Annotated in this window: 25 protein-coding genes and 1 other RNA gene; 21 read left to right on the top strand and 5 right to left on the bottom strand. The window is 43.9% G+C overall.

Translation table 11 applies throughout. The features are described from left to right. Window positions 1-140: 140 nt before the first annotated feature. Together J2Z69_RS18900 and J2Z69_RS18895 are read right to left on the bottom strand one after the other, a co-directional pair. The gene (locus tag J2Z69_RS18900) at window positions 141-812 is read right to left on the bottom strand and encodes a DNA-3-methyladenine glycosylase (protein WP_209866367.1); all 672 of its coding nucleotides are present in this window, start codon (window positions 810-812) and stop codon (window positions 141-143) included. A gap of 132 nt (window positions 813-944) precedes the next feature. Then, window positions 945-3,011: a transglycosylase domain-containing protein gene (locus tag J2Z69_RS18895; RefSeq protein WP_209866364.1), complete on the bottom strand. Its 2,067-nt coding sequence runs from the start codon at window positions 3,009-3,011 to the stop codon at window positions 945-947. Window positions 3,012-3,234: 223 nt separating this feature from the next. Here J2Z69_RS18895 and J2Z69_RS18890 point away from each other — a divergent pair, with 223 nt between their 5' ends. The 7 genes from J2Z69_RS18890 to argS all read left to right on the top strand — a co-directional run bounded on the left by J2Z69_RS18890 (window position 3,235) and on the right by argS (window position 10,291). Then, window positions 3,235-3,681, top strand: coding sequence for a hypothetical protein (locus tag J2Z69_RS18890; protein ID WP_209866361.1), 447 nt, complete (start codon window positions 3,235-3,237; stop codon window positions 3,679-3,681). A 483-nt stretch (window positions 3,682-4,164) separates the two neighbouring features. Then, complete coding sequence (locus J2Z69_RS18885; protein WP_209866358.1) at window positions 4,165-4,971, top strand: class I SAM-dependent methyltransferase; 807 nt, start codon at window positions 4,165-4,167, stop codon at window positions 4,969-4,971. A 198-nt stretch (window positions 4,972-5,169) separates the two neighbouring features. After that, window positions 5,170-5,682, top strand: coding sequence for a GNAT family N-acetyltransferase (locus J2Z69_RS18880; protein ID WP_209866355.1), 513 nt, complete (start codon window positions 5,170-5,172; stop codon window positions 5,680-5,682). A gap of 185 nt (window positions 5,683-5,867) precedes the next feature. Continuing rightward, a complete protein-coding gene (gene speE / locus J2Z69_RS18875; protein WP_209866352.1) occupies window positions 5,868-6,695 on the top strand; it encodes a polyamine aminopropyltransferase in 828 nt (275 codons plus the stop codon). A gap of 143 nt (window positions 6,696-6,838) precedes the next feature. Then, window positions 6,839-8,005, top strand: coding sequence for a WD40/YVTN/BNR-like repeat-containing protein (locus J2Z69_RS18870; protein WP_209866349.1), 1,167 nt, complete (start codon window positions 6,839-6,841; stop codon window positions 8,003-8,005). A 173-nt stretch (window positions 8,006-8,178) separates the two neighbouring features. After that, window positions 8,179-8,640 (top strand): YwiB family protein, encoded by a 462-nt coding sequence (locus J2Z69_RS18865; RefSeq protein WP_209866346.1) that lies wholly within the window; start codon window positions 8,179-8,181, stop codon window positions 8,638-8,640. Beyond that, complete coding sequence (gene argS, locus J2Z69_RS18860; RefSeq protein WP_209866343.1) at window positions 8,612-10,291, top strand: arginine--tRNA ligase; 1,680 nt, start codon at window positions 8,612-8,614, stop codon at window positions 10,289-10,291. Before J2Z69_RS18865 ends, argS begins: the two co-directional genes overlap by 29 nt. A gap of 107 nt (window positions 10,292-10,398) precedes the next feature. Here the strand turns inward: argS and J2Z69_RS18855 are convergent, their stop codons facing one another. After that, a complete protein-coding gene (locus J2Z69_RS18855) occupies window positions 10,399-11,544 on the bottom strand; it encodes a S8 family peptidase (protein WP_209866340.1) in 1,146 nt (381 codons plus the stop codon). A gap of 458 nt (window positions 11,545-12,002) precedes the next feature. Between J2Z69_RS18855 and rpoE the strand changes: the two genes are divergently transcribed. From rpoE to rpmE, 8 genes are all read left to right on the top strand, one after another. Beyond that, entirely contained in the window at window positions 12,003-12,551 is a 549-nt protein-coding gene (rpoE, locus tag J2Z69_RS18850; protein WP_209866452.1) for a DNA-directed RNA polymerase subunit delta, read from the top strand. Between the two features lie 306 nt (window positions 12,552-12,857). Continuing rightward, window positions 12,858-14,459 carry a CTP synthase gene (locus J2Z69_RS18845; protein WP_209866337.1) on the top strand — a complete coding sequence of 534 codons (1,602 nt, stop codon included), beginning with the start codon at window positions 12,858-12,860 and terminating at the stop codon, window positions 14,457-14,459. A gap of 157 nt (window positions 14,460-14,616) precedes the next feature. Then, entirely contained in the window at window positions 14,617-14,991 is a 375-nt protein-coding gene (locus J2Z69_RS18840; RefSeq protein ID WP_342591632.1) for a response regulator, read from the top strand. Window positions 14,992-15,134: 143 nt separating this feature from the next. Next, on the top strand, window positions 15,135-15,989 hold the full coding sequence (fba, locus tag J2Z69_RS18835) for a class II fructose-1,6-bisphosphate aldolase (RefSeq protein ID WP_209866331.1): 855 nt from the start codon (window positions 15,135-15,137) through the stop codon (window positions 15,987-15,989). A 162-nt stretch (window positions 15,990-16,151) separates the two neighbouring features. Further along, a complete protein-coding gene (locus tag J2Z69_RS18830; RefSeq protein ID WP_209866328.1) occupies window positions 16,152-17,405 on the top strand; it encodes a UDP-N-acetylglucosamine 1-carboxyvinyltransferase in 1,254 nt (417 codons plus the stop codon). Window positions 17,406-17,724: 319 nt separating this feature from the next. Further along, window positions 17,725-19,047, top strand: a complete 1,323-nt coding sequence (rho, locus tag J2Z69_RS18825; protein WP_209866325.1) for a transcription termination factor Rho — start codon at window positions 17,725-17,727, stop codon at window positions 19,045-19,047. A gap of 63 nt (window positions 19,048-19,110) precedes the next feature. After that, complete coding sequence (locus J2Z69_RS18820; RefSeq protein ID WP_209866323.1) at window positions 19,111-20,388, top strand: radical SAM family protein; 1,278 nt, start codon at window positions 19,111-19,113, stop codon at window positions 20,386-20,388. A 98-nt stretch (window positions 20,389-20,486) separates the two neighbouring features. After that, on the top strand, window positions 20,487-20,684 hold the full coding sequence (rpmE, locus tag J2Z69_RS18815) for a 50S ribosomal protein L31 (RefSeq protein ID WP_209866320.1): 198 nt from the start codon (window positions 20,487-20,489) through the stop codon (window positions 20,682-20,684). Window positions 20,685-20,864: 180 nt separating this feature from the next. On the opposite strand, the gene J2Z69_RS18810 is transcribed toward rpmE, so the two are convergent. After that, window positions 20,865-22,130 carry a stalk domain-containing protein gene (locus J2Z69_RS18810; protein ID WP_209866317.1) on the bottom strand — a complete coding sequence of 422 codons (1,266 nt, stop codon included), beginning with the start codon at window positions 22,128-22,130 and terminating at the stop codon, window positions 20,865-20,867. 144 nt (window positions 22,131-22,274) lie between these two features. On the opposite strand from J2Z69_RS18810, the gene ffs reads away from it, so the two are divergent. The 6 genes from ffs (at window position 22,275) to J2Z69_RS18780 (ending at window position 26,212) form a co-directional block, all read left to right on the top strand. Beyond that, window positions 22,275-22,542, top strand: an RNA gene (ffs, locus tag J2Z69_RS18805) — signal recognition particle sRNA large type. A gap of 156 nt (window positions 22,543-22,698) precedes the next feature. Continuing rightward, complete coding sequence (dnaX, locus tag J2Z69_RS18800; protein WP_209866314.1) at window positions 22,699-24,450, top strand: DNA polymerase III subunit gamma/tau; 1,752 nt, start codon at window positions 22,699-22,701, stop codon at window positions 24,448-24,450. Window positions 24,451-24,495: 45 nt separating this feature from the next. Continuing rightward, complete coding sequence (locus J2Z69_RS18795) at window positions 24,496-24,807, top strand: YbaB/EbfC family nucleoid-associated protein (protein ID WP_245339458.1); 312 nt, start codon at window positions 24,496-24,498, stop codon at window positions 24,805-24,807. Between the two features lie 26 nt (window positions 24,808-24,833). Next, on the top strand, window positions 24,834-25,433 hold the full coding sequence (recR, locus tag J2Z69_RS18790; RefSeq protein WP_209866308.1) for a recombination mediator RecR: 600 nt from the start codon (window positions 24,834-24,836) through the stop codon (window positions 25,431-25,433). A gap of 249 nt (window positions 25,434-25,682) precedes the next feature. Further along, window positions 25,683-25,919, top strand: coding sequence for a DUF2508 family protein (locus J2Z69_RS18785; protein WP_209866450.1), 237 nt, complete (start codon window positions 25,683-25,685; stop codon window positions 25,917-25,919). Window positions 25,920-25,948: 29 nt separating this feature from the next. Beyond that, complete coding sequence (locus tag J2Z69_RS18780; protein WP_209866305.1) at window positions 25,949-26,212, top strand: pro-sigmaK processing inhibitor BofA family protein; 264 nt, start codon at window positions 25,949-25,951, stop codon at window positions 26,210-26,212. A gap of 31 nt (window positions 26,213-26,243) precedes the next feature. Here J2Z69_RS18780 and J2Z69_RS18775 read toward each other — a convergent pair. Beyond that, window positions 26,244-26,541 (bottom strand): hypothetical protein (locus J2Z69_RS18775; protein WP_209866302.1); only part of this gene is annotated, 298 nt, incomplete at its 5' end.

The following is a 26,541-nucleotide window of genomic DNA, read 5'->3' as shown; positions in this document are numbered from 1 at the left end:
TATGTGATCTATATATTCAAAGATGTATTTGAATGTTACAGGGATAAATTTATCTTATATAAACTAGTGAATTAGTCTATAAGACCTGACCCTTACGAATTTCGTTTCATTAGATATTAAGACTGCAATAATGATCATTTTTAATATTGAGATGCTATATCTATGAACGTTCCAAATGCGGTTGGTTGTTTGTCTTTTACCGATACAAAAGAATTTCCCTCGATATAAAATCGCCAAGGGAGGTCCGCGTATTCTTCGGCATAGGCAATATTAATACGTGGGGCCGCAGAAATAATGAAATTCTGTTCAGCATCGCCAATCTCTAACCAAAGGGGGCCTTGAGTATTACGTAAATCATAGCCATTAAGGGACCTATCAATACGTAGTGCACGGCATAACTTACCTGGTCCATTGCTTAACAGAGCTTTTTTCCCCGTAGGAATATCTCGATATGTACTCATGATTACTCGATCTATCTCATCAAGAGGCTCAACGGCACGAATGAGTACAGCTTGCGGATCGTCTTGGGCTCCCGCTACAACATTCAAACAATGATACATCCCGTAGATGAGGTAGATGTAAGCTACACCACCGGGTTCATACATGATCGAGGTCCGACTAGTGTGGCGCCCACCAAAAGCGTGGCTTCCTTTGTCTTCAATTCCCCCATAACTCTCTGTTTCTACAATACGGCATCGTATAGTACCTGCTTCCGTGTGTCGCACTAAGGTATGTCCTAATAGACGAGGGGCAAGCTCCAAGGCGGAAAGAGAGAACAGGGATGTGGGTAATTCATTTGAATGTGAATCCATAGAGAATACCTCCGAACGGATATAATGATTGTAAATACATATATAACCATTGTTGAAACGTTATAATCGCCAGCTGTACCCAAAGAAAAAGGCTCCTCCTGTACTATTAAAGGAAGAGTCTCTGGAATGTGATTATTGTTTGTTCATCCACCAACGCTTGAGGTCGCTCCACCATCCATGATTCGGATTTACAGGAGGCTCTCCAGGTATAGGCTCAGGTTTTCCATGCGTATGGAGGGTGCATAATTCTTTGGGTTCTGTCCCCTTGATAAACACCTCGAGTTGTTTGATAGGACAATCCGCGGTAGCTAGCTTCCCTGAATCTGGATCTACGTAGACACTTACCACCCCGTCTGGAATAGGAAAAATTTTAGGCGGAACTTGCTCCAACGCTTTTTCCGTGAAGGCTGCAAAAATAGGGGCAGCCTTACGAGATTCTGCGGTCGCTAATGCCTTCCCTTTGTCATAACCAATCCATACTGCCGTAGACAACTCTGGCGTAAATCCGACCAGCCAAGCATCTGTATTCGTAGTCCCGGTCTTTCCTGCCACAGGCCGTTTCATGACGGAAGAAACTCGGTTACCTGTACCCCCTGTCTCAAATACACTCTCCATCAAATGGGTCATAACATATGCAGCCGCTGGACTCACAATCTGCTGTGGGGTAGATGGGAGAGGTGGATTCTGATACAGAGTATCCCCGGAGGCATCTGTGATTTTGAGAATGGATACAGGCTTTACGCTCTTCCCTTGATTGCTTATTACTGCAAAGGCTGAAGCCATCTCAAAGGGGCTCACAGGTGAGGTTCCTAGGGCAAGGGAAGGAACAGGTTCCATCGGACTGTCTATACCCATATTCCGCGCCATCTGGATGATGTTCTCAGCACCAACAGTCATCAAGGTGTTCACGGCATAGATATTGTCGGAAGCGGCTATGGCATGGCGCATGTCGATTTCGCCGAGGTATTTTTCCCCGTAATTTCTAGGACTATAAGTTTTTCGGTTATTATCATAATGGAACATAGTAGGCTCACTTTTGAACACACTAGCTTCCGTCATTTTGAGCGATGAGAGAGCGGACAAATACATAATGGGTTTGAACGAGGAACCCGGTTGGCGCGTACGAGCCATAACATGATTGTATTGATTGTTTGTGTAACTGGTTCCCCCTACATAAGCTTTGACATAGCCTGTTCGCGGATCTATAGAGATTAGAGCCGCCTCCAAGTCTGGGCTTGAAGCAGCATTAGCGGTTACAGCATTTTCTGCAGCTTGTTGAGCCTGGCGATCGAGCGTGGAGTAGATGGTAAGTCCGCCGTGGTCCAATAGATTCTCATCGATCCCCAGCTGATTCACAACAACTGTACGAATATAGTCCCGGAAATAAGGAGCTTCATCTACAGCTGTTCGCTGAGATAACGGTTTGATATCTAGCAATTGAGCATAGGCCGCATTCGCTTCTTGGCGTGTAATATTTTGGGTATCCACCATCGTACCTAATACGGTCTTCTGACGATCTTTAGCATTTTTCATAGAATTATAAGGGGAGTAGTACGTTGGGCCTTTAGGAACACCAGCTAAAAGCGCACTTTCTCCAAGCGTTAACGATTTTGCGGATTTGCCAAAATACATCTGGGCAGCTGCCTCAATACCATAAGCACCATGCCCATAGTAGATTTCGTTCAGATACATCTGCAAAATTTCATTTTTGCTATATTTCATTTCTAGTTGTGCGGAATACATTGCTTCTTTAAGCTTGCGCGTCCAAGTGCGCTCATGGTTCAAGTATAAATTTCGAGCAAGTTGCTGCGTAAGGGTACTAGCTCCTTGTGCTTTATCTAATCGCTCCACATTAACCAGGGCAGCTCTAGCCATTCCTCGAAGATCAAACCCGATATGATGATAAAAATTTCGATCTTCCACGGCTAGAGTGGCTTGGATAAGATATGGGGAAATCTGCTCTAATTTCACACCTGTCCGGTTCTTAGCATTCGATGAGAACGTAGCTAGAACATCACCATGTGCATCCAAAAGTTTGGAATTGCGATCAGAATCGGCAGTGGGCAGGGGCGTTCTTGCAAGATAGAGTAGTCCTATGCCTATGATTAATATCCCTAGCAGAAAGGAACCTAGCGTTAGCTTCAGGAGCAGTCGTAGACCACGCCGGGATTTGTGTTCCTCATTCGCGTGTCGGCGCATGATAAGCAGCCTCCTTGTTGTAGGTGCATGTATAGAATCAGTATGGGAAAGTTTGGTTGGGTTAATTCATGCATGAACCAAGGAAATGACAGCTAGTGCCTAATTATCATGAACGATCTAACAAATCCGGTCTGTTAGTGAGAAACTTGGTGTATAATATATTCAAGCTTCCTTACGATTTAAGTATTCAGATGGAGGGAAGTATCTTTTAAGGGAGGCAAGCATGGGCAAAATCGTTACCTTACTTTTCGCGGTGTTCCTTATCATTCCATCAGTACGTGTTGCGGCAAGTTGGACTGATCCTTTCGTGACCTACTCAGATGGAGTATATACAGTGACGGAAGAACTGGTAGAAGAACAGTTACTGGATCATCAGATTGGCAAAGTTACGCTTCATTCTCCAGAAGAGGGCAATTATAGTGGGAATTTCTCAAATTCCTATCCCAAGGGGACTGCCTATTATTCCATTAAAGGCACGAGCAAAAACAAGGAAATCGCGATTAAAGCGGATGATCATACATTTTTCAAGGCTACTTTTGACCATTCGAATGGAGCTGCTGCGAAGGTTAGCGGGCACATCCCTTGGACTTTAGTAATTATGGGCGGGGCAACTGTACTGCTGTTATATTTTTTTAGGAAGAAAAAAAGGCATGAATTACGAAGAATATAACTCGGGACAACGAAGAATATAAGTCGGGATAACAACGTAAGAACTTCTACCCTTTGGGATAGGAGTTTTTTTGTTATATAGTGTTACTTTTTAGGAAAAAGTGCAATTAGGCTGTTTGATTATATCCCAAGGAATAAAGTCACAAATTCCAGCAACAGATGAGAGACCTGGTAAGGGCAGAAATAAGTCCGTTCCGTCTATTTAAAGAAAATAAGTTTCCGTTTATTCGAATGGATAATCGATTGGATACAGAGTATGTATTTAGTCGGACTTTATTATTAAGTTGGTTGAACCAAGCTTTGCTCAAAGGACAGAGCTATTCCAAAGGTGAACGTAAGAACTAAGGGAACTAGGGCAAGCGGGAAGAGGAGAAGATGGATTTTCGGAACTTTTAGCACCCCGTATTAAAGCTTCGATGCTTACGTTACTTTTTCAGCGTATAATAAGGGCATCTAATGTAACCAAAGATAGGAGCATATGAGGATGGACAACCAAGACAACAACAATGTTACACTCCATAAAGAAGTCTGGAATACGGGTACATATGAGGCATGGGTAAAGAGATTTGGGACACCTGAGGTTGCGGCTCAGAAGCTAATAGCAGACCCCGCCAAAAGGTTAGGCAGCTTATACAAACATATGAATAGTAGTCTGGATGGTAAACGAATTATGAATCTAATGGGCTCTAATGGGAATAAGGCGGTCGCCCTTGCTTTGCTTGGAGCTGAAGTGGCTGTAGCTGACTTTTCACAAGATAATGAACGTTACGCTTTAGCTCTTGCAGAAGCAGCTGGGGTTCCTCTTCATTACATCGTGTCGGATGTGCTAGATCTTCCCGCTGACGAACTTAGACCCGTATATGATTATGTAATGATGGAAAATGGAATTCTGCATTATTTTGAGGATCTTCATCCTTTATTCGAAGTGGTATCGCGGCTGCTTAAGCCTGGAGGACGTTTGATTTTGCAAGATTTTCACCCAGTCTCTACCAAATTAATTACATCTAAAGGCACGACAGCCAACATTAGAAAGCATAAAGTTAGTGGCGATTATTTCAGTACAGAATTAGAAGAAAAAGAAGTGGCTTACTATAAATATCTGGAGTCAGGCGGATTAGAGAGCAGTACGTACAAAGTATATTTACGCAAATGGAATCTTGGGGAGATCGTAACTTCCATTGCCAAGACAGGTCTATTCATGAAGCAGCTAGAAGAGTTACCTAACCAATCTTCAGAGCAATTCGACAAAGGCATTCCCAAGACATTCACAATTGTAGCAGAGCGGCTCTAAATGAATTGAAGCGGTGCGGGTAAATGATGGAGATTGTTCACACGAAGAGTGTTGAGTTGACTACATTTCAAAAAGCTTGCTGGTCATTCTAGTTGTTGCATACTTCTTGGCCTGTATATAGGGTATGAATTTTGATAATGTTTACCTGTAATCAATAGTGGTCTCTATTCGTTTTACACTTGGGGGGGGAATCCAGCTATGCATTCATCTATTACTTTTGCGGAATTATCGAAGTTGACGCCAGAAGTTACAGTACAGTTGTCCTCATTGTTAATTGAGGTAGTAGATCAAGACGCATCTTTAGGTTTTCTCCCGCCACTAGGTATAGATGAAGCTCGCACATACTGGGAGGGCGTCTTGACCCCTGAAGTTAGGCTGTGGGTTGCCATCAAGGATGATCACATCCTCGGTACCATTCAGCTTCATCTCGTCATGAAACCTAATGGAAGGCACCGGGCTGAAATTGCTAAACTCATGGTACATCCATCAGGTCGGCGTGAAGGCATTGCTCGAACACTCATGCTATTAGCTGAAGAGAACGCCAGAGCTTGCAACCGGACTTTACTAGTGTTGGACACAAGAGCGGGTGATCCTTCCAATTTTTTATATCAATCTCTAAATTACATAGCAGCGGGCAGTATCCCGAACTATGCAAGGTCTGAGAAAGGACAGCTGGATGCTACCGTAATCTATTACAAAATAATTACCTGATGCAGAGGACGTGTAAAGCCTTTGTATTAAAGGGTCTAGATGTCGCCTTACGCGGTCCTCATGTGTTATTATACATGTTGTTTGGTACAATATAGGAAGTGACGCGTACAGTGTAACTGATGACCCCGCTGAGGGGCTGAATATGGCGGCTAAACGCTATTTTAATTGGAAAGAAGGGTTATACAATGGAATTATGGTATACGGAGAAACAGACACCCGAGTTTGGAATTACTGCAAAAATTCGCGAGACGTTGGTAACGGAAAAGACTGATTTTCAAGACTTAGCCATGATCGACACTGTGGAATTTGGTCGGATGTTGGTATTGGACGGTATGGTGATGACCACCATTAAGGATGAATTTGTATATCACGAAATGGTAGCACATCCTGCACTTTTCACTCACCCAAATCCTAAGCATGTCCTTGTAGTAGGCGGAGGCGACGGTGGCGTTATTCGCGAAGTCCTTAAGCACCCAGCTGTAGAGAAAGCCGTCCTTGTAGAAATCGATGGTAAAGTTATAGAGTATTCCAAGAAGTATTTGCCAGAGATTGCTGGCGAGTTGGACAACCCGCGGGTTGAAGTTCTTGTGAATGATGGATATATGCATATTATTGAAAATAAAAATAAATACGATGTAATCATGGTGGACTCTACAGAACCTGTAGGCCCTGCAGCACCATTGTTCGAGCGTGGATTCTATCAAGGCATCTACGAAGCGCTCAAAGAAGATGGTATTTTCGTGGCTCAGACAGATAATCCTTGGTTCAAAGCAGATTTGATTCAAAAAGTGAACAAAGATGTGAAAGAAATCTTCCCGATCGTTCGTGTATATGGAGCGAACATTCCTACGTACCCAAGTGGACTTTGGACATTTACACTCGGAAGCAAGACACACGATCCACTTGAAGTGGACGAGTCTCAAATTGCAGAAATTGAGACCAAATACTACACACCACGTCTTCACAAAGCAGCTTTTGTATTGCCTAAATTTGTCGAAGATTTGGTTAAATAATCTGTACAACTCCAAGAGCACTCGTTGCTGCCTCAGGCAGTGCGGGTGTTTTCTTTTACATTCGCCATAAGTGTTGAGGTGAGCTGGATTCGGGTAATTATATATCAATAATGCTATATACATTAACTCAGGAGGTGTAGAACTTGAACCCTAAACGTTCACGATGGACAAAATCCGCTTTTGTATTCGTTGTTTTAATGATGGTATTCAGTGGATTTTCCGCTTTGCAAAATTCTACAGTTACCGCAGCACCCACTTGTGGAACAGGAGACCATGGTCTGTTAAAGAAAATGAACAATACTAAAAGTCCTCTGCATATCACAGATATCTCCTTTCTTAATGAAAACACAGGCCGGGCTGCCGGTAATGGATTCTTAATTGGTACTTCGAACGCTGGATGTACGTGGCAGGAAATCTATACAGGACAATGGCAATTTGACCAAATTCTATTTCCGAACAATGTGCATGGCTATGCATTGGCACAGAGTGCAGAAGGAAAAGCGGAGCAACTCATTGCCACCAAAGATGGCGGTTCCCATTGGAATCCTGTATACAGTGCAGGTAAAACATTTACAAATATAAGTGTACTAGATGAGAAAACGCTTGTAGGATACACTTCAAACGGTGTCTTCAAGACCAGAGATGGTGGCAATACATGGGCGAAAATTCCTACACCAGCGAACACTAGAGCATCTTTATTTACAGATAAAGCTCTTCAAAAGGGATGGGCTTTAACGGTTCTACCCAATACAGGATACAAGATATACAAGACTATGGATGGTGGGCATAGCTGGAGCACAGCCCTATCGATTCTTTCCAAAGTAGCTTATGGAGGTCAGCTCTATAGTTCGGGGTCTCAGGTATGGGCTTTAACGTATGGAGATGCAGGCATGTCTCAGGTTTCATATAGCTTGTATGCGAGTCAAGATCTTGGCAAGCGATGGAATAGAGTAATAGCACAGAGTACAGCAGGAGGAGGCCCGGCACCAGGAGTGGGATCAGCCCTAGTCAATAAAGGCCCTGCAAGCCCAGGTGGGCATCCCGGCAATATGCAATTAATCGGTAATCAAACAGCTTATTTGGCCGGTGGATCACCAGCCGCAGGAAAGGCAGGGGTTGGGCGTTCTTATGATGGCGGTCGAACATGGTCCAATGTTCCAGCAGTATTGAATGGATTCGATGCAAGCATCTCCTTCCCTAGCAGCAAAACAGGTTGGCTAGCTGTAACTAGCGCCTCTGATTCCGCCGTATATATAACCCATGATGGTGGCGTTTCTTGGAATAAAAAGTTTGCTCTTCCTCAGCTTTAATCTGGAAGAAAAGGTTTGAAATCCCCTCATTCACGGGCAAAATGCCTGTGATGGGGTTTTTTATTTTACCCCCTATTTGTTACACCACATACAAAGAACCCATATAGGCATTGAACTCGGCAAGGGAACTGGATATAGTAGTACAATAGATAAAGTAGATTGGAGAATGTAGCATGCCCGATGCAAGACAGGCTCTCATCACCTTGACCAGTCGTCAGAGCGGAGAAGAGACGGAGACGGTTCAGGAATTTGTAGGCCGCATATTCGAGATGGGTCCTTCGATACATGTATTATATGAAGAACAGGATTCTGCTCCAGGTCAACAGGGAGTCATTCGTAATAGACTTACGCTCCGTAAAGAGGAGCTGAAGATCATACGTCATGGGGGCATTGAGTCTTCCCAAACTTTTCAGCAGGGCAAGAAATTGCCTGGATACTACAGAGCACCCTATACGTCTTTTAACTTGTCTACAGACACGCAAAGTTTGGATGTGGACATGAATGGATACTCAGGTAGCGTGCGGTGGTCTTATGACTTATATGTTTTTGATGATTTAACTCAACACTTCGACATTAGTCTGCATATACAGGAGGAAGTACAGAATTATGACACACAATCCATTAGAACAAATTAATCAAAAAGTTAGTGAAGCGATCGCGGATGCCATCGTAGCTTCCGGGCTTGTGGCCCGTGAGGATCTGCCTGTCTTGACCTTGGAGGTCCCTAAGGAGAAGACACATGGCGACTTAGCAACGAATGCAGCGATGCAGCTGACGAAGATCGCTAAAAGAAACCCACGCCAAATTGCGGAAGCTATTTTGGAACATATGGACTATTCCACGGCTTCAATTAAGAAGGCGGAAATTGCCGGCCCTGGTTTCATTAATTTCACATTGAATAAGAAGTATCTCTATCCTGTTCTGGAGCAAGTGTATGCACAGGGTGAGGATTACGGCAGAACTTCCAGTGGACAAGGCCAACGAGTTCTTCTTGAGTTCGTATCCGCCAATCCGACAGGAAGTCTGCATTTGGGTCATGCTAGAGGAGCGGCCGTTGGGGATGCGCTAGCGTCTTTGCTAGATTATGCGGGTTATGAAGTTACCCGAGAATATTACATTAATGATGCTGGTAACCAGGTTGTGAATTTGTCGAAGTCTATCGAAGCTCGGTATTTACAAGAGTTAGGCCAACAAGTGGAGATGCCGGAAGATGGTTACCATGGAGAAGATATCAAAGGATTCGCTAGAGAGCTTGTAGCTGAGCAAGGTGAAGCTTTACTTCATATGGCACCTGGCGAGCGTGCAGGATTCTTAAGTAAGTATGGTCTGGATAAAGAGTTGGAAAAAATCAAACGTGATTTGGGTCGGTTCCGTGTTCATTTTGACAACTGGTTCAGCGAGACTTCTTTGTATACCAATGGTCAGGTTGAAGCTTCTTTAAAAGAACTTACCGATAAGGGCCAAACCTATGAACTCGATGGGGCTACTTGGTTACGGACCACAGACTATGGTGATGATAAAGACCGGGTACTCGTGAAAAATGATGGAACCTATACGTATTTAACGCCGGATATTTCGTATCACCGTGATAAGTTCAACCGGGGATATGACCGGATAATCAATATCTTTGGTGCAGATCACCATGGTTATATTCCGCGCCTTCGCGCTGCCATGGCGGGACTTGGCAATGATCCGGACAAGCTGACGGTTCTCATTGCTCAGATGGTTAGCTTGTTCCAGGATGGCGAGAAAGTAAAAATGTCCAAACGGACGGGTAAAGCTGTAACCATGGTAGATCTCATGGATGAAGTTGGCGTGGATGCGATCCGTTACTTCTTCAGTATGCGTAGTATGGATTCGCATCTAGACTTTGACATGGACCTTGCCATCTCGACTTCTAATGAGAATCCTGTCTTTTATGTGCAGTATGCTCATGCGCGGATTTGTAGCATTTTCCGACAAGCAGAAGAGCAGGGTATCACTATTCCGCTTCCAGCAGATGCGGATCTCACTCAGCTCAATGCACCGCATGAATATGAATTGCTTCGCAAAATTGGGGAGCTTCCTCAAGAAATCGAGACGGCCGCTGGACATTATGCTCCCCACCGCCTCGTTCGTTACGTGTATGAGCTGGCTTCCATGTTCCATAGCTATTACAGAGCTGAGCGTGTCATCACAGAAGACGCGCAGCAGACCGCAGCGCGCCTCGTGCTGCTCGGCGCTACACGCAGCGTGATTGCGCGCGTGCTCGCGCTCATCGGCGTCGAAGCGCCGGACCGCATGTAGCACGCGGTCCCCCCGCGCGCCGCATGGCGCGCGCGCAAAAGGGCCGCCCCACCCGGAATTCCCGGTGGGGCGGCCCTTTTTGTGCGCTGCGTACCGCAGGCGGGGAGCTACTTGCTCCCCCGCCGCAGCAGCCGCAGCGCATGCACTTCCGCGGGTGCCGTGCCCCCGCGGGAAAGGCTCTTCCCGGCCCCAGCTAAGGGCCGGGCGGAGCGGCGCAGCAGCTGCTTGATCTCGGCCGGCGATATGCCGGGTCGGTGAGCCAGCAGCAGCGCGATGGCGCCGCTGACATGGGACGTAGCCATGGACGTCCCATTCATCTCTTTATGCTTTCCGCCAAGCCAAGCGGAATAAATCTTCTCACCGGGCGCATAAATATCTACATGCGCCCCGCGATTACTGAAGGATGCAATGCGCCGATTACGGTCAGTGGCCCCCACCGAGATGGTCTGCGTGTATCTAGCGGGATAATCGACACTTCTGCTTTTAGTATCATTTCCAGCCGAGGCCACAATCACAATCCCTGCTTGAAGCGCTTTGTTCACAACATTTAGTAAGGATTTGCTTTTGGATCGCATACCGAAGCTCATGTTAATAATGTCTACTTGATTACGTACACACCAATCGATGCCCAATATAATGTCGGAGACATAGGCAGAGCCGTTATGATCGAAAGCCTTGACAGGAAGAATAGCAGCCCGAGGGGCAACCCCGATAATCCCATCACTGCCGCCTGCGGCCGCGATAGTTCCTGCAATATGCGTACCATGCCCATTATCGTCATGGGGCATCAAATTCCGGTTCAATAGATTGATACCTCTTCCCATAGAATGGCGAAGATCTGGATGGCTAAAGTCTGCCCCCGTATCAATGACTCCAATACGAATTTGGTGTCCCGTAGACACCGACCAGACCTCAGGAGCATGAATGTGCCGGACACCCCAAGGAATGGAGGGGGTGTTTTCTTTTCCCGTTGCAGCCACTGCGTGCATATGGATACGTACATCCTTTTCAATGATAATCCCCTTACCATAACGATCGGGAACCTGTTTAATGGTAAATGGACAGATAAAAGCATGCAGCAATGTAGACGTGCGGATTTGCTGCAAAGGTTCAGACAGAGACTTCCACTTATTTAGCTCTCTTAGACATGCCTGGTAGGCTTCCGGACGGATGAAGCGGATCAAGCTTCGTTGACCTCGGGCAGGCTGTGTTCCCTGATCGTGTAGATAGTTGAGGAATCCGGCGTAATCCATTACGAGCAGCCCCTCCTGACAAAGCGTGTTGTTGAAGTATTGTATGAGAGGCCCTTTGCGGCGGAATGGGGAACATGCCCCATAGGCTGGGAAATAGGCCAGGGCTCGTTTTATTTATAGAAACGTTAGATTCAGCGTGTCATTTAGAGCAAAAGGACATAGGATGTGGTGAAGGCTCTCAAGCAGCTTTCAGCTTACGATCTCCAGAGGTCCGTGTATCGGATTTTGGGGGAAGGATACAGTCAAGAAAGGCGGGGGGCCATGCTCTCTGCTTTTTTCTTTTTAGAAGATAGGAGATTCTCACCATTAAAACTTGCATTTATCGTTTAAATAGGTTTTACTTATGTGTGATAAAGCACAGAATGGATGAAAGAGTGATTTTTCTTTCTTTTGGCTTACAGGTAAAAAGCTTCCCTAAATAATGATTTGAACATTGCGTGAGAGGACGTGTTACGTTAGTGAGTACACCGCTCAATTTAAAGCTCGATCCGGAGAAGGTCCATGAAATTCCGATGGTCGACCTAGCCTTTATGATTTTAAAAGTGGCCAATACGCCATATTACTATCGCGATCTTATGAAAGAGGTAGCGAAAGTTCGTAAAATGTCTGACAAAGAAGTGAATGACTCCATTGCTCAGCTGTATACCGAGATTAATATTGACGGACGTTTTGCGTGCGTGGGTACGAACCTATGGGGTCTCAAACGTTGGTATCCGATCGAACGTTCTGAAGATCCAGTAAGTAACGCGAAGCGTTCACGTATCATTAATGATGATGATGACGATTTGGATGATGACTTCGTAGAAGAAGAAGAGACTTATGTAACGGATGACGACGACGATTACACCGCTACCGATGACGATGCTGAGGATGAATTATTCCCAGATGAAGATGATGACGACGCAGAGACCGAAGGCGAAGAAATTATCGATGATGAAGAGCTGGACGATGATGAAGATGTAGATGCAGAAGAAGATGAAACAGCAGATGAGGATGAGGACAAATAGTCCTTGTTCTCCTTGCCTTCTGCACTTGAGATAAGGGATAAGTAACCCGCCGGATTCGACTTGACAGGCGACGGGGTAACGGGTACACTATCTCATGGGCTTATGATTCAGACCTATAAATATGCTTATTCTAAAAAGTGCCCCGTCTTCTTCGGGTGTCACTTTTTTTGTTTTTTTATGTCCTTTTTGGCTATGAATTACAGCAGATTGGGTTACGCTATAGCGTAGATTAGACCACATTTTTGCTTCGAACATGTGGAGGTTTACCGGACTTTTTTCGGAATATGTATAGGGGGTTTGTGAACGGTGACAAAATATATTTTCGTAACAGGTGGGGTCGTTTCTTCCCTTGGCAAAGGGATTACAGCAGCTTCCCTTGGAAGACTTTTGAAGAACAGGGGATTGAAAGTAACAATACAGAAATTCGACCCTTATATTAACGTAGATCCGGGAACTATGAGTCCGTATCAGCACGGCGAAGTATTTGTAACCGATGATGGTGCGGAGACGGATCTGGATCTTGGACATTACGAACGGTTCATCGATATTAACTTGTCCAAGAGCAACAATGTAACGACAGGGAAAATTTATTCTTCAGTTATTAGTAAAGAACGTCGTGGGGAATATCTGGGTGGAACGGTTCAAGTCATTCCTCATATCACTAATGAGATCAAAGAACGTGTCTACCGTGCGGGTCGTGAGACGAATTCAGATGTAGTCATTACTGAAATCGGGGGCACCGTAGGCGATATTGAGAGCTTGCCTTTCCTTGAAGCAATTCGTCAGATTAAGAGCGACATTGGCCGGGACAATGTTATGTATATTCATGTAACCTTAATTCCATATATCAAAGCAGCAGGAGAGGTCAAAACCAAACCTACTCAACATAGCGTCAAAGAACTTCGTAGTATTGGGATTCAACCGAACGTCATCGTATGTCGTACCGAATATGAATTGTCTAGTGAAATGAAAGCCAAAATCGCTTTGTTCTGCGATATCGATGCTAATGCAGTTGTAGAATGTCGCGACGCATCTACCTTGTATCAAGTTCCTTTGAACTTGCGTGAAGAAGGTCTGGATGAGATTGTAGTGAATCATTTGAAATTAACTACACCGGCACCAGATATGACTGAATGGGAGAACCTAGTTAGTCGGGTTAGCAAGTTAGAGAAAACAGTGGAAATTGCTATCGTGGGTAAATATGTAGCTCTACACGATGCTTACCTCAGCGTAGTTGAATCTCTATCCCATGCAGGATTCGATGCGAATGCAGATGTGAAAATTCGTTGGGTTCATGCAGAAGAAATCACCGATGAGAATGTGGAAGAACACTTAAGCGGAGTAGGCGGAATCTTGGTTCCTGGTGGATTTGGTGACCGCGGCATTGAAGGTAAAGTATCTACCATTCGTTATGCTCGGGAGAACAAAATTCCATTCTTCGGGATTTGTCTTGGCATGCAAGTGGCTGTTATCGAACAAGCTCGTTCTTTAGCTGGACTTAAGGATGCGAACAGTTCGGAGATTAATCCTTCCACGCCTTATCCTGTAATTGATTTACTTCCAGAACAAAAGGATATCGAAGATTTGGGTGGCACGATGCGGTTAGGTCTATATCCATGTAAATTAACCCCGGGTTCCCTTGCAGAACAGTGCTATCAGGACGAGCTAGTCTATGAGAGACATCGTCACCGGTATGAGTTCAACAATGCTTACCGTGAGACCATTGAAAAAGCGGGACTACGTATCACGGGTACATCTCCGGATGGCAGACTGGTAGAGATCGTGGAATATCCTGATCATCCTTGGTTCCTAGCGGTACAATTCCATCCCGAATTTACTTCGCGTCCGAATCGTCCACAGCCTTTGTTCCGTGAGTTCGTAAAAGCTTCGATTGCAAGTAAGTCCTAAGCAACCTCCTATAAGTCGTCAAAGATATACACTCTTTTTCTAAGGCGGAGAAGGAATTTGAATGTGCGAAGCGAATTAGTACAAATCAGGCTCGCTCGTTTCCACATTATGGAAAGTTTTGACGGCTTAGATTTTAGGATTTAGGAGGGTTATGTGCGTGGATGAGAAGAAGCTGCTGATCGTTGATGATCAGAACGGTATCCGAATCCTGCTTATGGAAGTATTCAGCACGGAGGGTTACCAGACTTATCAAGCTGCTAACGGCAAACTCGCTTTGGACATTGTTAGGACTGAATCGCCGGATCTAGTTCTTCTAGATATGAAGAATCCGGGGATGGATGGCCTTGAAATTCTCAAGCACATCAAGACGCTGAACCCATCTATTAAGGTCATTATGATGACTGCTTATGGTGAACTCGATATGATCAAAGAAGCGACAGAACTTGGAGCTTTAATGCACTTCACCAAACCTTTTGATATTGATGAAATGCGTTTAGCTGTGAACATGCAGCTCAAAGGCGCTGTGATTTAAGAACTTCGACAACGAAGTTCTTTTTTTTTCGACAATTTGCATAGCAAACCATGTTAGTATTTTGTGCTTATTGTGGTATAATAAGCAGGTGTGAGAGTCGGTACGAGATATACAAATAACCATATATCCAGGAGGATGAAACCATGCCATTAGTATCTATGACAGACATGTTGAACAAAGCACTTAAAGGTAAATATGCTGTAGGTCAGTACAACATTAACAACCTTGAGTGGACTCAAGCTATTCTTGCTGCTGCTGAAGAAGAGAAATCCCCAGTAATTCTTGGTGTTTCTGAAGGTGCAGCTCGTCATATGAGCGGTTTCTACACTGTAGTTAAAATTGTAGAAGGCCTGATTCATGATATGAAAATTACCGTTCCTGTAGCCATCCATTTGGACCATGGTTCAAGTTTTGAGAAGTGTAAAGAAGCAATTGATGCCGGATTTACATCCGTAATGATCGATGCTTCCCACGGACCTATTGATGCGAACATCGAGACTACTAAAAAAGTTGTTGAATATGCACATGCTAAAGGCGTTTCCGTTGAAGCTGAAGTAGGACTAGTAGGCGGACAAGAAGATGATGTTGTAGCTGATGTTATGTATGCTAAGCTTGACGACTGTGTACGCATCGTTAACGAGACAGGAATCGATACCTTGGCACCTGCACTTGGATCTGTTCATGGACCTTACAAAGGCGAACCAAAACTTGGTTTTGCTGAAATGGAAGAAATTCGTAATGCAACGAACATTCCATTGGTACTTCATGGTGGTACTGGAATCCCTACTCACGATATCAAAAAAGCGGTATCCTTGGGTACTTCCAAAATTAACGTGAATACAGAGAATCAAATCGAGTTCACTAAAGCCGTTCGTGAAGTTCTTGCTGCAAAAGCAGATGCTTACGATCCACGTACATTCATCGTACCAGGCCGTGAAGCGATCAAACAAACCGTAATTGGTAAGATTCGTGAGTTTGGATCTAACAACCAAGCTTAATAGAATCTCATATAAATTCTCTGAGGGAGAGATTTCGCTACGGCGAGATTTCTCCTTTTTTGACGTGTGCTCATTGGACTAAAGATGCTTTTATGTTCTATAAGTGTTATCATGGAAAAGAATTGTCAGCATACCATGGACTGCAGGAGGAACTTTCCCTTTATGGAAAAATTGATGATCACTGGTGGACGACCGCTTCAAGGAACCGTCCAAATCAGTGGAGCCAAGAATAGTGCAATTGCCCTTTTACCCGCAGCAATATTGGCGGAGACAGAAGTGGTATTGGACAACTTACCGGAACTTAGCGACGTTGCTGTATATACAGAAATTCTTGAAGACCTAGGCGCACATGTAACTTGGTCCGGCAATCAGATTCGAATTGACCCTAGTCAGATAAAATCCATCCCTATGCCTAACGGACCCGTGAAGAAATTACGTGCATCCTATTATATGATGGGGGCGCTTCTAGGACGTTTTGGTGAAGCTATTATCGGTTTACCAGGAGGCTGTAATTTTGAGCCTCGCCCTATTGATCAACATATCAAAGGTTTCGAAGCTCTTGGAGCTACCGTTACAAATGAACATGGTGCAATACATCTCCATGCGAAAGAGCTTAAAGGCGCGAAAATATATATGGATGTCTGCAGTGTTGGGGCAACAATTAATATTATGTTAGCTGCGGCTAGAGCTAAAGGTTCTACCGTAATTGAGAATGCAGCCAAGGAACCCGAAATTGTTGATGTAGCTACGCTGCTCAATTCAATGGGAGCTAGTATTAAAGGTGCAGGTACAGAGACGATTCGTATCGAAGGTGTGAGGGAAATGCACGGTTGCCGCCACTCCATTATTCCGGATCGAATTCAAGCAGGAACCTATATGATTGCTGCCGCCGCAACACGAGGGAATGTATTAATAGATAATGTAATTCCTAAGCATTTAGAAGCTCTTACTGCCAAGCTTATTGAGATGGGTGTCGGCGTAGAGGAATTAGACGAGTCGATTCGGGTCATTGGAGCCTCCAGATATGGACATGCCGATGTGAAAGCTTTAATTTACCCCGGATTCCCTACGGACATGCAGTCACCGATGACCAGTTTGCTTACACAGACAGAGGGCGTGAGTGTGCTAAGTGATTTCGTATATGGAAGTCGATTTAAGCATGTTCCAGAGCTGGTTAGAATGGGTGCGAAAATTCGTGTAGAAGGTAGATCTGCTATTATTGAAGGCGGCAAATTGAACGCTGCAAAAGTAACAGCTACAGATCTTCGTGCGGGTGCGGCACTGGTTATTGCCGGTCTTACCGTAGAGGAAGGTATTACTGAGGTGTCTGGCGTAGAACTTATAGATCGAGGGTATGATCATTTGGTTACGAACCTTCGAGACTTGGGTGCAGATGTCTGGAGACAGAACGAATAGTTTTCTGATACCAGCATAGTAATGCTATAGAGCCAAGGGGCCTTTTCTAGACCCTTGGCGTTCTCTATGCTTTTGCAAATCTACAAAACCTCGATTAATTTGGTGTTTTCCGCATATCTACCCATCAGGCGGGTATAACTATATAGATTGCAGTTTTTTGCCGTTATATATTATAAGGTAATCCATAGACTCCCTTCTTTTCATAGGTTTACCCCAGGATAGGTTTGTAATCCACCTCCTTTATCTCTCTCAAACTTTTTCATTCCTGTACACTTTCCGAACGAACTGCATTATATAAATTGAATAGGTGGTTAATGATATGGATCTTCAAATCGCTGATCTGGAAGATAAAAAGCTTACTGATCTGTACAAGCTGGCCAAACAGTATCAGATTCCTTATTATGGGCAGCTTAAGAAAAAAGAACTCATTTTTGCTATTTTGCGTGCTCAAGCGGAGCAAAGTGGTCTGATGTTTATGGAAGGCGTATTGGAAATTTTACCTGAAGGGTATGGATTCCTGCGTCCTATTAACTATTTACCGAGTACTGAAGATATTTATATTTCAGCTTCCCAGATTCGAAAGTTCGATCTTAGAACGGGTGATTTGGTATCAGGTAAATGCCGTACTCCAAAGGAGAATGAGCGTTACTTTGGTCTCCTTCAAGTGAATGCAGTAAATGGTGAGAATCCGGGACTTGCTGCAGAACGTCTGCATTTCCCTGCACTTACACCCTTATATCCTCAGACCAAACTCCCTTTGGAGACGTCTTCAACGAGTCTATCCGCACGAATTATGGATTTATTAGCACCAGTGGGTTTAGGACAACGGGGGCTTATCGTAGCACCACCCAAGGCAGGTAAAACATTACTTTTAAAAGAAATCGCCAATAGTATCTCTACGAACAATCCGGAAATTTCGCTGTTTGTTCTCTTAATTGATGAACGACCGGAAGAAGTGACAGATATGCAGCGCTCTGTGAAAGGAGAAGTGGTCGCTTCCACATTCGATGAACTTCCAGAGAATCACATCAAAGTAGCAGAACTTGTTCTACAGCGCGCCCTTCGATTGGTGGAACATAAAAAAGACGTTGTAATTCTAATGGATAGCATTACCCGTTTGGCGCGAGCTTACAACTTGGTAGTTCCTCCCTCAGGACGAACGCTAAGTGGGGGTATTGATCCAGCAGCTTTCCATCGTCCCAAACGTTTCTTTGGCTCGGCACGGAATGTTGAAGAGGGCGGAAGTTTGACAATTTTGGCTACGGCCCTAGTGGATACAGGTTCCAGAATGGACGATATTATTTATGAAGAATTTAAGGGAACAGGGAATATGGAGCTTCATCTAGATCGCAAATTAGCAGAGCGCCGTATTTTCCCAGCGATAGATATACGCCGTTCGGGAACACGCCGTGAGGAAGTGCTTTTAAGTAAAGAAGAGTTGGATACCATCTGGTCAATTCGTAAAAATATGAATGATAGCTACGATTTTGTGGAAGGCTTCCTCAAAAAACTACGTGATTCAAAAACGAATGCGGAATTCCTGGCTTCTTTTGATGTCGCAGGGAACACGCCTACACCTTCCCCAGGAAGTAATACAACAAGAAGGCCTGCACGCCAAACCTCGTCCACTTTGAACACTTAATAGAAAGGCTCTGAATTCAGGCCGCATAAGTTGTATGGCCATTTAGAGTATGAGGAGAATACTATGTATTTGGTATACGCTGATGAAAAAGGAAATGTGTTTGATCATCCTACATTACAAGGATTAGCCCGTAGCGGAGATATGATAGTGGAGATTCTGGAAGATGAATTAATTCCTCTTCCAGATGGAGCCACACTTGTTGGTTTACCTAGTACTCGTCCCATAGGAATGGACCCTCACACGGGAGAGATGAAGCCACTACCCGGAAATGTTCAAGCTGTGGGGGCTTTGCTGCCTCAAGGGTTTACGCGTCTATGCTTACCGGGATATATGAAGACCGATAAAGATTATAAATTACCTCTGTTTGGCTATTCGGCTGTAGTCTGGAACAAAGGCAACTTCTATGTAACGGCTAAATTGACCGATGACCCAGAGAAATGGAATCCATTAAATTGTGATCCATTTGAGCTTAAGGGCCAAGTTAAAAAATATAGAGAACAATATCCAGACAATCGACTATACGAACATTTATCTAATTGTGCATTAGGTTATGAATGTCTGACCGCATCCAATACATTTTTGAATCGGTGGGAAGGGGCTGTTCCCGTTTCCTATTCATGTAATGCGGGATGCTTTGGATGTATTTCGGAGCAACCGGATGATAGTGGGTTCGTATCGCCACAGACGCGTATGAATTTTAGGCCGCGAGTGGATGAATTGGTCCAGGTCATGCTTGAGCATTTGAAGACGCCGGAATCCATTATAAGTTTTGGACAAGGTTGTGAAGGAGAGCCATCTACGCAAGCTAAAATTATTATTGAGGCTATGCGAGAAGTTCGCCAGACTACGGATATGGGTTTTATCAACATAAATACGAATGCTGGACTCTCTGATCATATTCGTGGAATTGTAGATGCAGGACTGGATCTCATGCGAGTTAGTACAATTAGTGCATTAGATGATCATTATAATGCTTACTACAAGCCAAGAGGCTACACTTTAGCGAACGTAGAAAAATCATTGCGATATGCCTCGGAACAAGGAGTCTATACTTCCATTAACTATCTCATATTCCCGGGTGTTACAGATCGAGAAGAAGAGATTGAAGCCATGATTGAATTTGCTCGTCGAACGAAGCTTCGTTTGATTCAGTGGCGTAATTTGAACATTGACCCAGAGAGTTATCTAAATCTCATTCCGAAGGCGCAAGGCGACATTCTTGGGATGAAACAAGCCATTGAAATTTTCCAAGAAGAGTTACCAGATGTAGTCATGGGATCGTATTCTCATGTTCCACCGGCACAACTGCAACGGCAAAAACGCTCTGTTCACAACCTATAGTAGAATTTGCAATTCGCATATTGCTATGCTATAATCTAATAGTGCGTCATATAACTCTGGGTCCGCATGAGTCTCAGGGCAGAGAAGAGGTGAATGATATGAACCAAGCTATTCAACCGAAATATCACATAACTAACGTTACTTGCGCTTGCGGTAATACGTTCGAAACGGGTTCTTTGAAAGAAGATCTTCGCGTAGAAATTTGTTCCGCTTGTCATCCGTTCTATACTGGCAAACAGAAATTCTTGGATGCCGGCGGTCGCGTTGATAAATTTAAGAAGAAATACGGTATCTAATACGACATGCTGCGTAGCAGCTTAGCGTCTTATACACCTTCCCTCGACATTGTCGGGGGAATTTTTCGTTTTTTTACTAATATAAGAGCATAAAAATGAATTATGAGTCTGCTAAGCAAAATCCCCTTCTGTCTACAATAGACACAAGGGGATTTTTTGAATTCATTTTTTTTGAATTCATTATGGAGTAAATACAATGGATTCCTGAACAGCAGACCATATATTTTGACTGCCTAATCCTAATCGCCAGAAAGCAACGCCTTTTAGATCATAGCGCTTGGCTAAGCCGATTTTCGTAAGTAACGTGTTTGCATTTTCGCTAAATAAATTGATGCCTAAAACTACTTTTTCCTTAGGAATAGCCTTTAGAGCTAGTTGAATAGCTTGATCTACTTTAGCATCGGGTTGGGGTAGTGTCTCTTTGATGTATGCATAGGCCATAACGACGACCTCGTCAGCTAGTTGACCAATGCGCTTGTAATCGTAACCGTGATAAGCCCCGTTGAGTGGTGGCAATTCTACGGAAAGTAAGAGTCCCTGTGCATGAGCTGCATCTGCAAATTCTTTAACTACAATATTATAGTCCGCTTGTACTTTTTTTGCATCACCTGTTAATCCTAGACCCTCAAGATCAAGGTTAATTCCTTTGAATTGCTTACTAGTGGCAGTATCTACGACCTGTGCAATTACCGACTGACGAAGGGTCTTATTCTCTAGAATCTTGGTTAATTCAAGTTTAGTATCTCCAGAGAAGACCATCAGATAAGGTGCGGTTCCAGTAGAAGAAGCACGGGTAACTAAGCTTTCAGGAGTTACGTCGCCATCTGGTTTTGGCCATCTATAATCCGTTCCTGTTGTGGTGTAATTACTTTGATTATCAATTCGGCTCCAGCCAAAGGCAACACTATTTAATTTAGGAAGTAAAGAGACTTCTTTATAAGAGTCTATGGCATAGAATGCAGATACATATATTTTTTTCTGAGGTGAGGTAATCGATACCGTATGGGTTGCACCGTCCCAATTTACTTTAGCTCCGAATTGTTGACTGAAAAAACTTAATGGAATCATGGTAGTTCCATGGAGAGTCTGCGGAGCAATGGCAAGTGGTGCAGATTGGCCATTAACAGAAGCCGTTTTGCTCCCGAGTGTAAGAACTACTTTTGAGGAGCCTTGTTCTAGATTCTTCACGGCAACAATTTGTTTAGTCTTAGATTCCCAGTTAACTTGGATACCCAGTGCTTCTGAAATCGCCCGAAAGGGGACTAGTGTAGTTCCTTTAATAATAGTTGGCTCCGTGGGAAATGGTAGATTATAGCCGTCTAACATGATCTTTACTTGTTCATTTGCAGCATTTACATGGTCTGGGGTTAAGGATGCGCTACTCAATGTAGCAATGCTTAACATAGAGGCGAGCAGTACTCTTGTTGCCTTGGATTTAAAAGACATTAGACAGTTATCCACCTTTCTATTTCTATAAATCTACTAAATTATAACAGACAATTCTAGTAAATTACAAAATTAGGAATGGTAATCGGATGCAGGCTTCCGTTGGTTTGCATTTTGTACAACCTTGAGATATACTTATGTTCGCTGCGCTAGACGGGGAGGTAGCGGTGCCCTGTAACTCGCAATCCGCTGTAGCGAGGTTGAATTCCTGATAGAGGTCTTGTCGATGTGAGGTTTGGTCCTTGCAGTCAATGTTGACGGCTGGGTCCTCCGCAATGAGTAACTGTGAACCTGGTCAGGTCCGGAAGGAAGCAGCCATAAGCAGTCCCACTCTTGTGCCGGAGGGTGGCCTAACCCGAGTTGTTCTGCAAGGGAGCCGCTTGGATCGCAATGATCAATATCAGGTGCGCGGTATAATGATTAGAACAAACCAACATGTTTGCCTCTCAGGTGAAGATGTTTTTTTGTATGCCCAGATAAGTAGAAGTTTTGCTCGTCCGAGGAGTATAGTATAATCAAAGTATGTTTACAAAGTTAATACTGGGAATGTAAAAGGAAGGTGCCGCAAATGGAACACATTGCTTTGTATCGTGCCTGGCGGCCGCAGTCATTTCAAGATATGGTGGGTCAGCAGCATATTATTCGTACCCTTCAGAATGCGATCCGAGAGAATAAGCTATCTCATGCCTATTTATTTAACGGACCTAGAGGGACGGGGAAGACCAGTGCTGCTAAGATTCTGGCTAAGGCTGTGAATTGTGAAAAGGGGCCCGCAATTGAACCTTGTAATGAGTGTGAGTCCTGCAGGAGGATTACAGCTGGAGCCGTCATGGATGTGCTCGAGATTGATGCGGCTTCCAATCGTGGGGTTGAAGAAATTCGAGACCTGCGTGAAAAAGTAAAGTATGCCCCAACTGAGGTCCGGCACAAGGTTTATATTATAGATGAAGTACACATGTTGACTACGGAGGCTTTCAATGCTCTATTGAAGACCCTGGAAGAACCACCCCCCCATGTCATGTTCATATTAGCTACTACGGAACCACACCGATTGCCGGCGACTGTAATATCCCGCTGCCAACGGTTTGACTTCCGAAGGGTATCTCTCGAAGAACAAAGTGAGCGACTAATGTGGATCTGTAAGCAAGAAGGCATAGAGGCGGATACAGACGCCGTTCAATATATTGCTCGCCTGTCCGATGGTGGAATGCGTGATGCCGTAAGTATTCTGGATCAGACTTCTTCTTTTACAGATGGGAAAGTCACGCTTGAACATGTTCTGTCTATGACTGGGGGAATGGCTTCTGCTCAGTTTGCTGAACTTGCTAAAGCGATTTCCCAAGGGGACATAGGAATTACCCTTCAAATAATTGAGCGTCTAATGCAGGAAGGGAAAAGCGCGGATAAATGTATGGAAAACCTTTTGTATTATTTTAGGGATCTATTGATGATTACAATGGTTCCTAATGCAGAGGGAATGACTGAACGAATCTTGGATCCTACAGATTTCGGAGAGGTAGCAAAAACCTTTACAAAGCGCCAGCTCTTCGGTATTATCGACACGTTGAATCATTATCAGACTGAGATGAAATACGCAGCTCAGCCTCAAATGTTGTTTGAAGTGGCTTTACTTAAATTATGCAGTGGTGCTGAGCAGCAAGAGATTATTTCTATTCAGGCGACGTCATCCACTGCATTAGATAAGACGTCCGTTTCTAGTTCGGAAGTAGATCAGCTTAAACGTCAGTTAGCTGCCCTAGAGAAAAAATTAGATCAAGCTGTAAGCCAGGGGTTGTCTACAGGTGGGAACAATGTACCTGCAGGAGCTATGAAATCTCAAGCAAATCGAGCGCCGACTCCTAGAATCTCTTTTCTGGCTAAAGTACCAAGTCAAATTGAAAGCTATATTAGTCAGAGGAACTCGCCCGAATTTACAGTGGTACAGAACAAGTGGAACCAAGTTCTTCAGCGGGTTAAGGAAGAAAAGGTCACAGTCCATGCTTGGTTTATGAATGGAGAACCTGTTTCGGTGTATCAAGATGCTATTTTAGTGGCATTTAAGAATGATATCCACCGAGAAACTACGGAGAAACCAGCTAATAAGCAGGTCATTGAACGAATCTTAGAGCAGCAGCTAGGTAGCCCTCATAGACTAGTTAGTATGATGCAGAAGGATTGGAACGATGCTGTAGAAGGTGCGGGAATTTCAGAGCCCATACCCCTTGATTTAGACAGTAGCCCTGAAGAGAATAGCAAGGAACCATGGGTTGATGAGGCGCTTCAATTATTTGGAGATGACTTAGTAGTTATAAAAGATTGACCGATTCCTACAAAAACAACAATTACCTTTAAGGAGATGTCAGACATGAACAATATGAACAGTATGATGAAACAAGTGAAAAAAATGCAGGAACAAATGCTTAAAGCTCAAGAGGAGCTAGCAGACAAAGAAATCGAGGGGACTTCAGGCGGTGGTGTAGTTAGCGTTAAGGTGAATGGCCACAAAAAAGTTCTTTCCGTTGTAATCAAACCCGAAGCTGTTGATCCTGATGATGTTGAAATGTTGCAAGACCTTGTCATTGCTGCTGTTAATGATGCATTAACTCAAGCGGAAGAACTGGCGAACAAAGATATGGGCAAATTCACGGGCGGTATGAAAATCCCGGGCTTGTTCTAAACTGATATTGAAGGAGCACGCTTACTTTGTATTATCCTGAACCGATTGCCAAGCTGATTGATGCCTTTACCCATCTGCCCGGGATCGGTCCGAAGACTGCTGCTAGGTTAGCATTCCATGTGTTGCGTATGAAGGACGATGATGTGGTGGATTTTGCTAAGGCACTTGTCAGCGTAAAGCGTAATCTTCACTATTGTTCCATCTGTTGTAATATTACTGATACAGATCCATGTCGCATCTGTCAGGACAAGTCACGTGACCCATCCACCATTTGTGTAGTGCAAGAGTCGAGAGATCTTGTAGCTATGGAAAGAACCAAAGAGTTCGACGGATATTATCACGTTCTTCAAGGTGCAATTTCACCCATGGAGGGCATTGGTCCCGAAGAGATTCGTCTAAAGGAGCTTTTGAATCGCTTAGGGGATGAAAGGGTTAAAGAATTAATTTTAGCTACTAATCCCAACATAGAGGGAGAGGCGACAGCGATGTACATCTCTCGTCTAATCAAACCTTTTGGTATCCGCGTCACACGTATTGCGCATGGATTGCCAGTCGGTGGGGATTTGGAGTATGCAGATGAAGTCACGCTTTCCAAAGCTTTAGAAGGACGACGTGAAATTAACTAAAATTACAATATCTATATTATGCATCTGTTTATCTGAAGCATTTTCTAAGAGAAGGCCCTCTAGGCCTTCTCTTTTTTTAGTTCTAAGATTGTCCCTATCTCGATATGAATGATCTATATAGTATTTTTAATCTAGGAGTCGCCATAGACATGGAAGACTCTTTTTCGCGAGAGGGGACAAGGGACAATGAATCTTAAATGGGGAAGTTGGACTGAGCGAGGTCATCGAAAGCAGATTGCAGAGGAGAACATGAGTAGAAGACACAAATTAAGCGAAGAAGTCGAGGATGCGAGAGCGGAATGGGAGAGGGCTACGCATGCATTCCAAGAAGCTAGAGGCATGGATGAGATAGATTTTGCTATTTACACTCTAGAAGCTGCTGAGAGAAGATATCAGATCCACCTCAAAGAGGCGAAGAGACATGGATACCTATGGGGATTGATGGATCAGCAGGAATCAAAAAAACAACAGCATCCCAATTTTTAATAACATTTAATTAGTTAAGGAGGGATAGGATGAGATACTTACTACTTGGTGTATTAATAATAGCTACATGTTTGCTGCTGTATATATGGATTAGTCGAAGACTTGGCTTGGCTTGGATCACCCGATTAGGGTTGCATATTGTAATAGCTGGATTGGGTTTATACTTAGTTAATTACTCAGGTGTTTTTACAGATACCTATATACCGTTAAACCCCGTCACTATGAGCACTGTAGTGTTGTTGGGTCTTCCTGGGGTTGCTTTATTATTGGGAATCAAATTAAGTTTAATATAACAGTTGACGGCGATTTAAAATGTGTGTTACATTATAAGTCGCTTCTCAAGCGGGACAAGTCATTTGGACAACATAATGAAATATGAGTTGAAAAAAATGCTTGACTGCTAAATACGAGTTGTGATATATTATAAGGGTCGCTGCTGAGACAAGCAAACGACAAATCAAGATGAAATTGATCTTTGAAAACTGAACAACGAGTGAGTAAAACATATGAACGAGAGACGATTTCGATCGGATCGACATTCATTTTAAGAGAAGCAATTCTCGTCAGTTTCAAAATGAGCAACTCAAACACCTGATTAAAACGCCTTCTCCTTTGGAGAAGA

Source organism: Paenibacillus shirakamiensis, from assembly GCF_017874255.1.
Classification (GTDB): Bacteria; Bacillota; Bacilli; order Paenibacillales; family Paenibacillaceae; genus Fontibacillus; species Fontibacillus shirakamiensis.
This window is presented reverse-complemented; position numbering and strand designations above follow the sequence as displayed.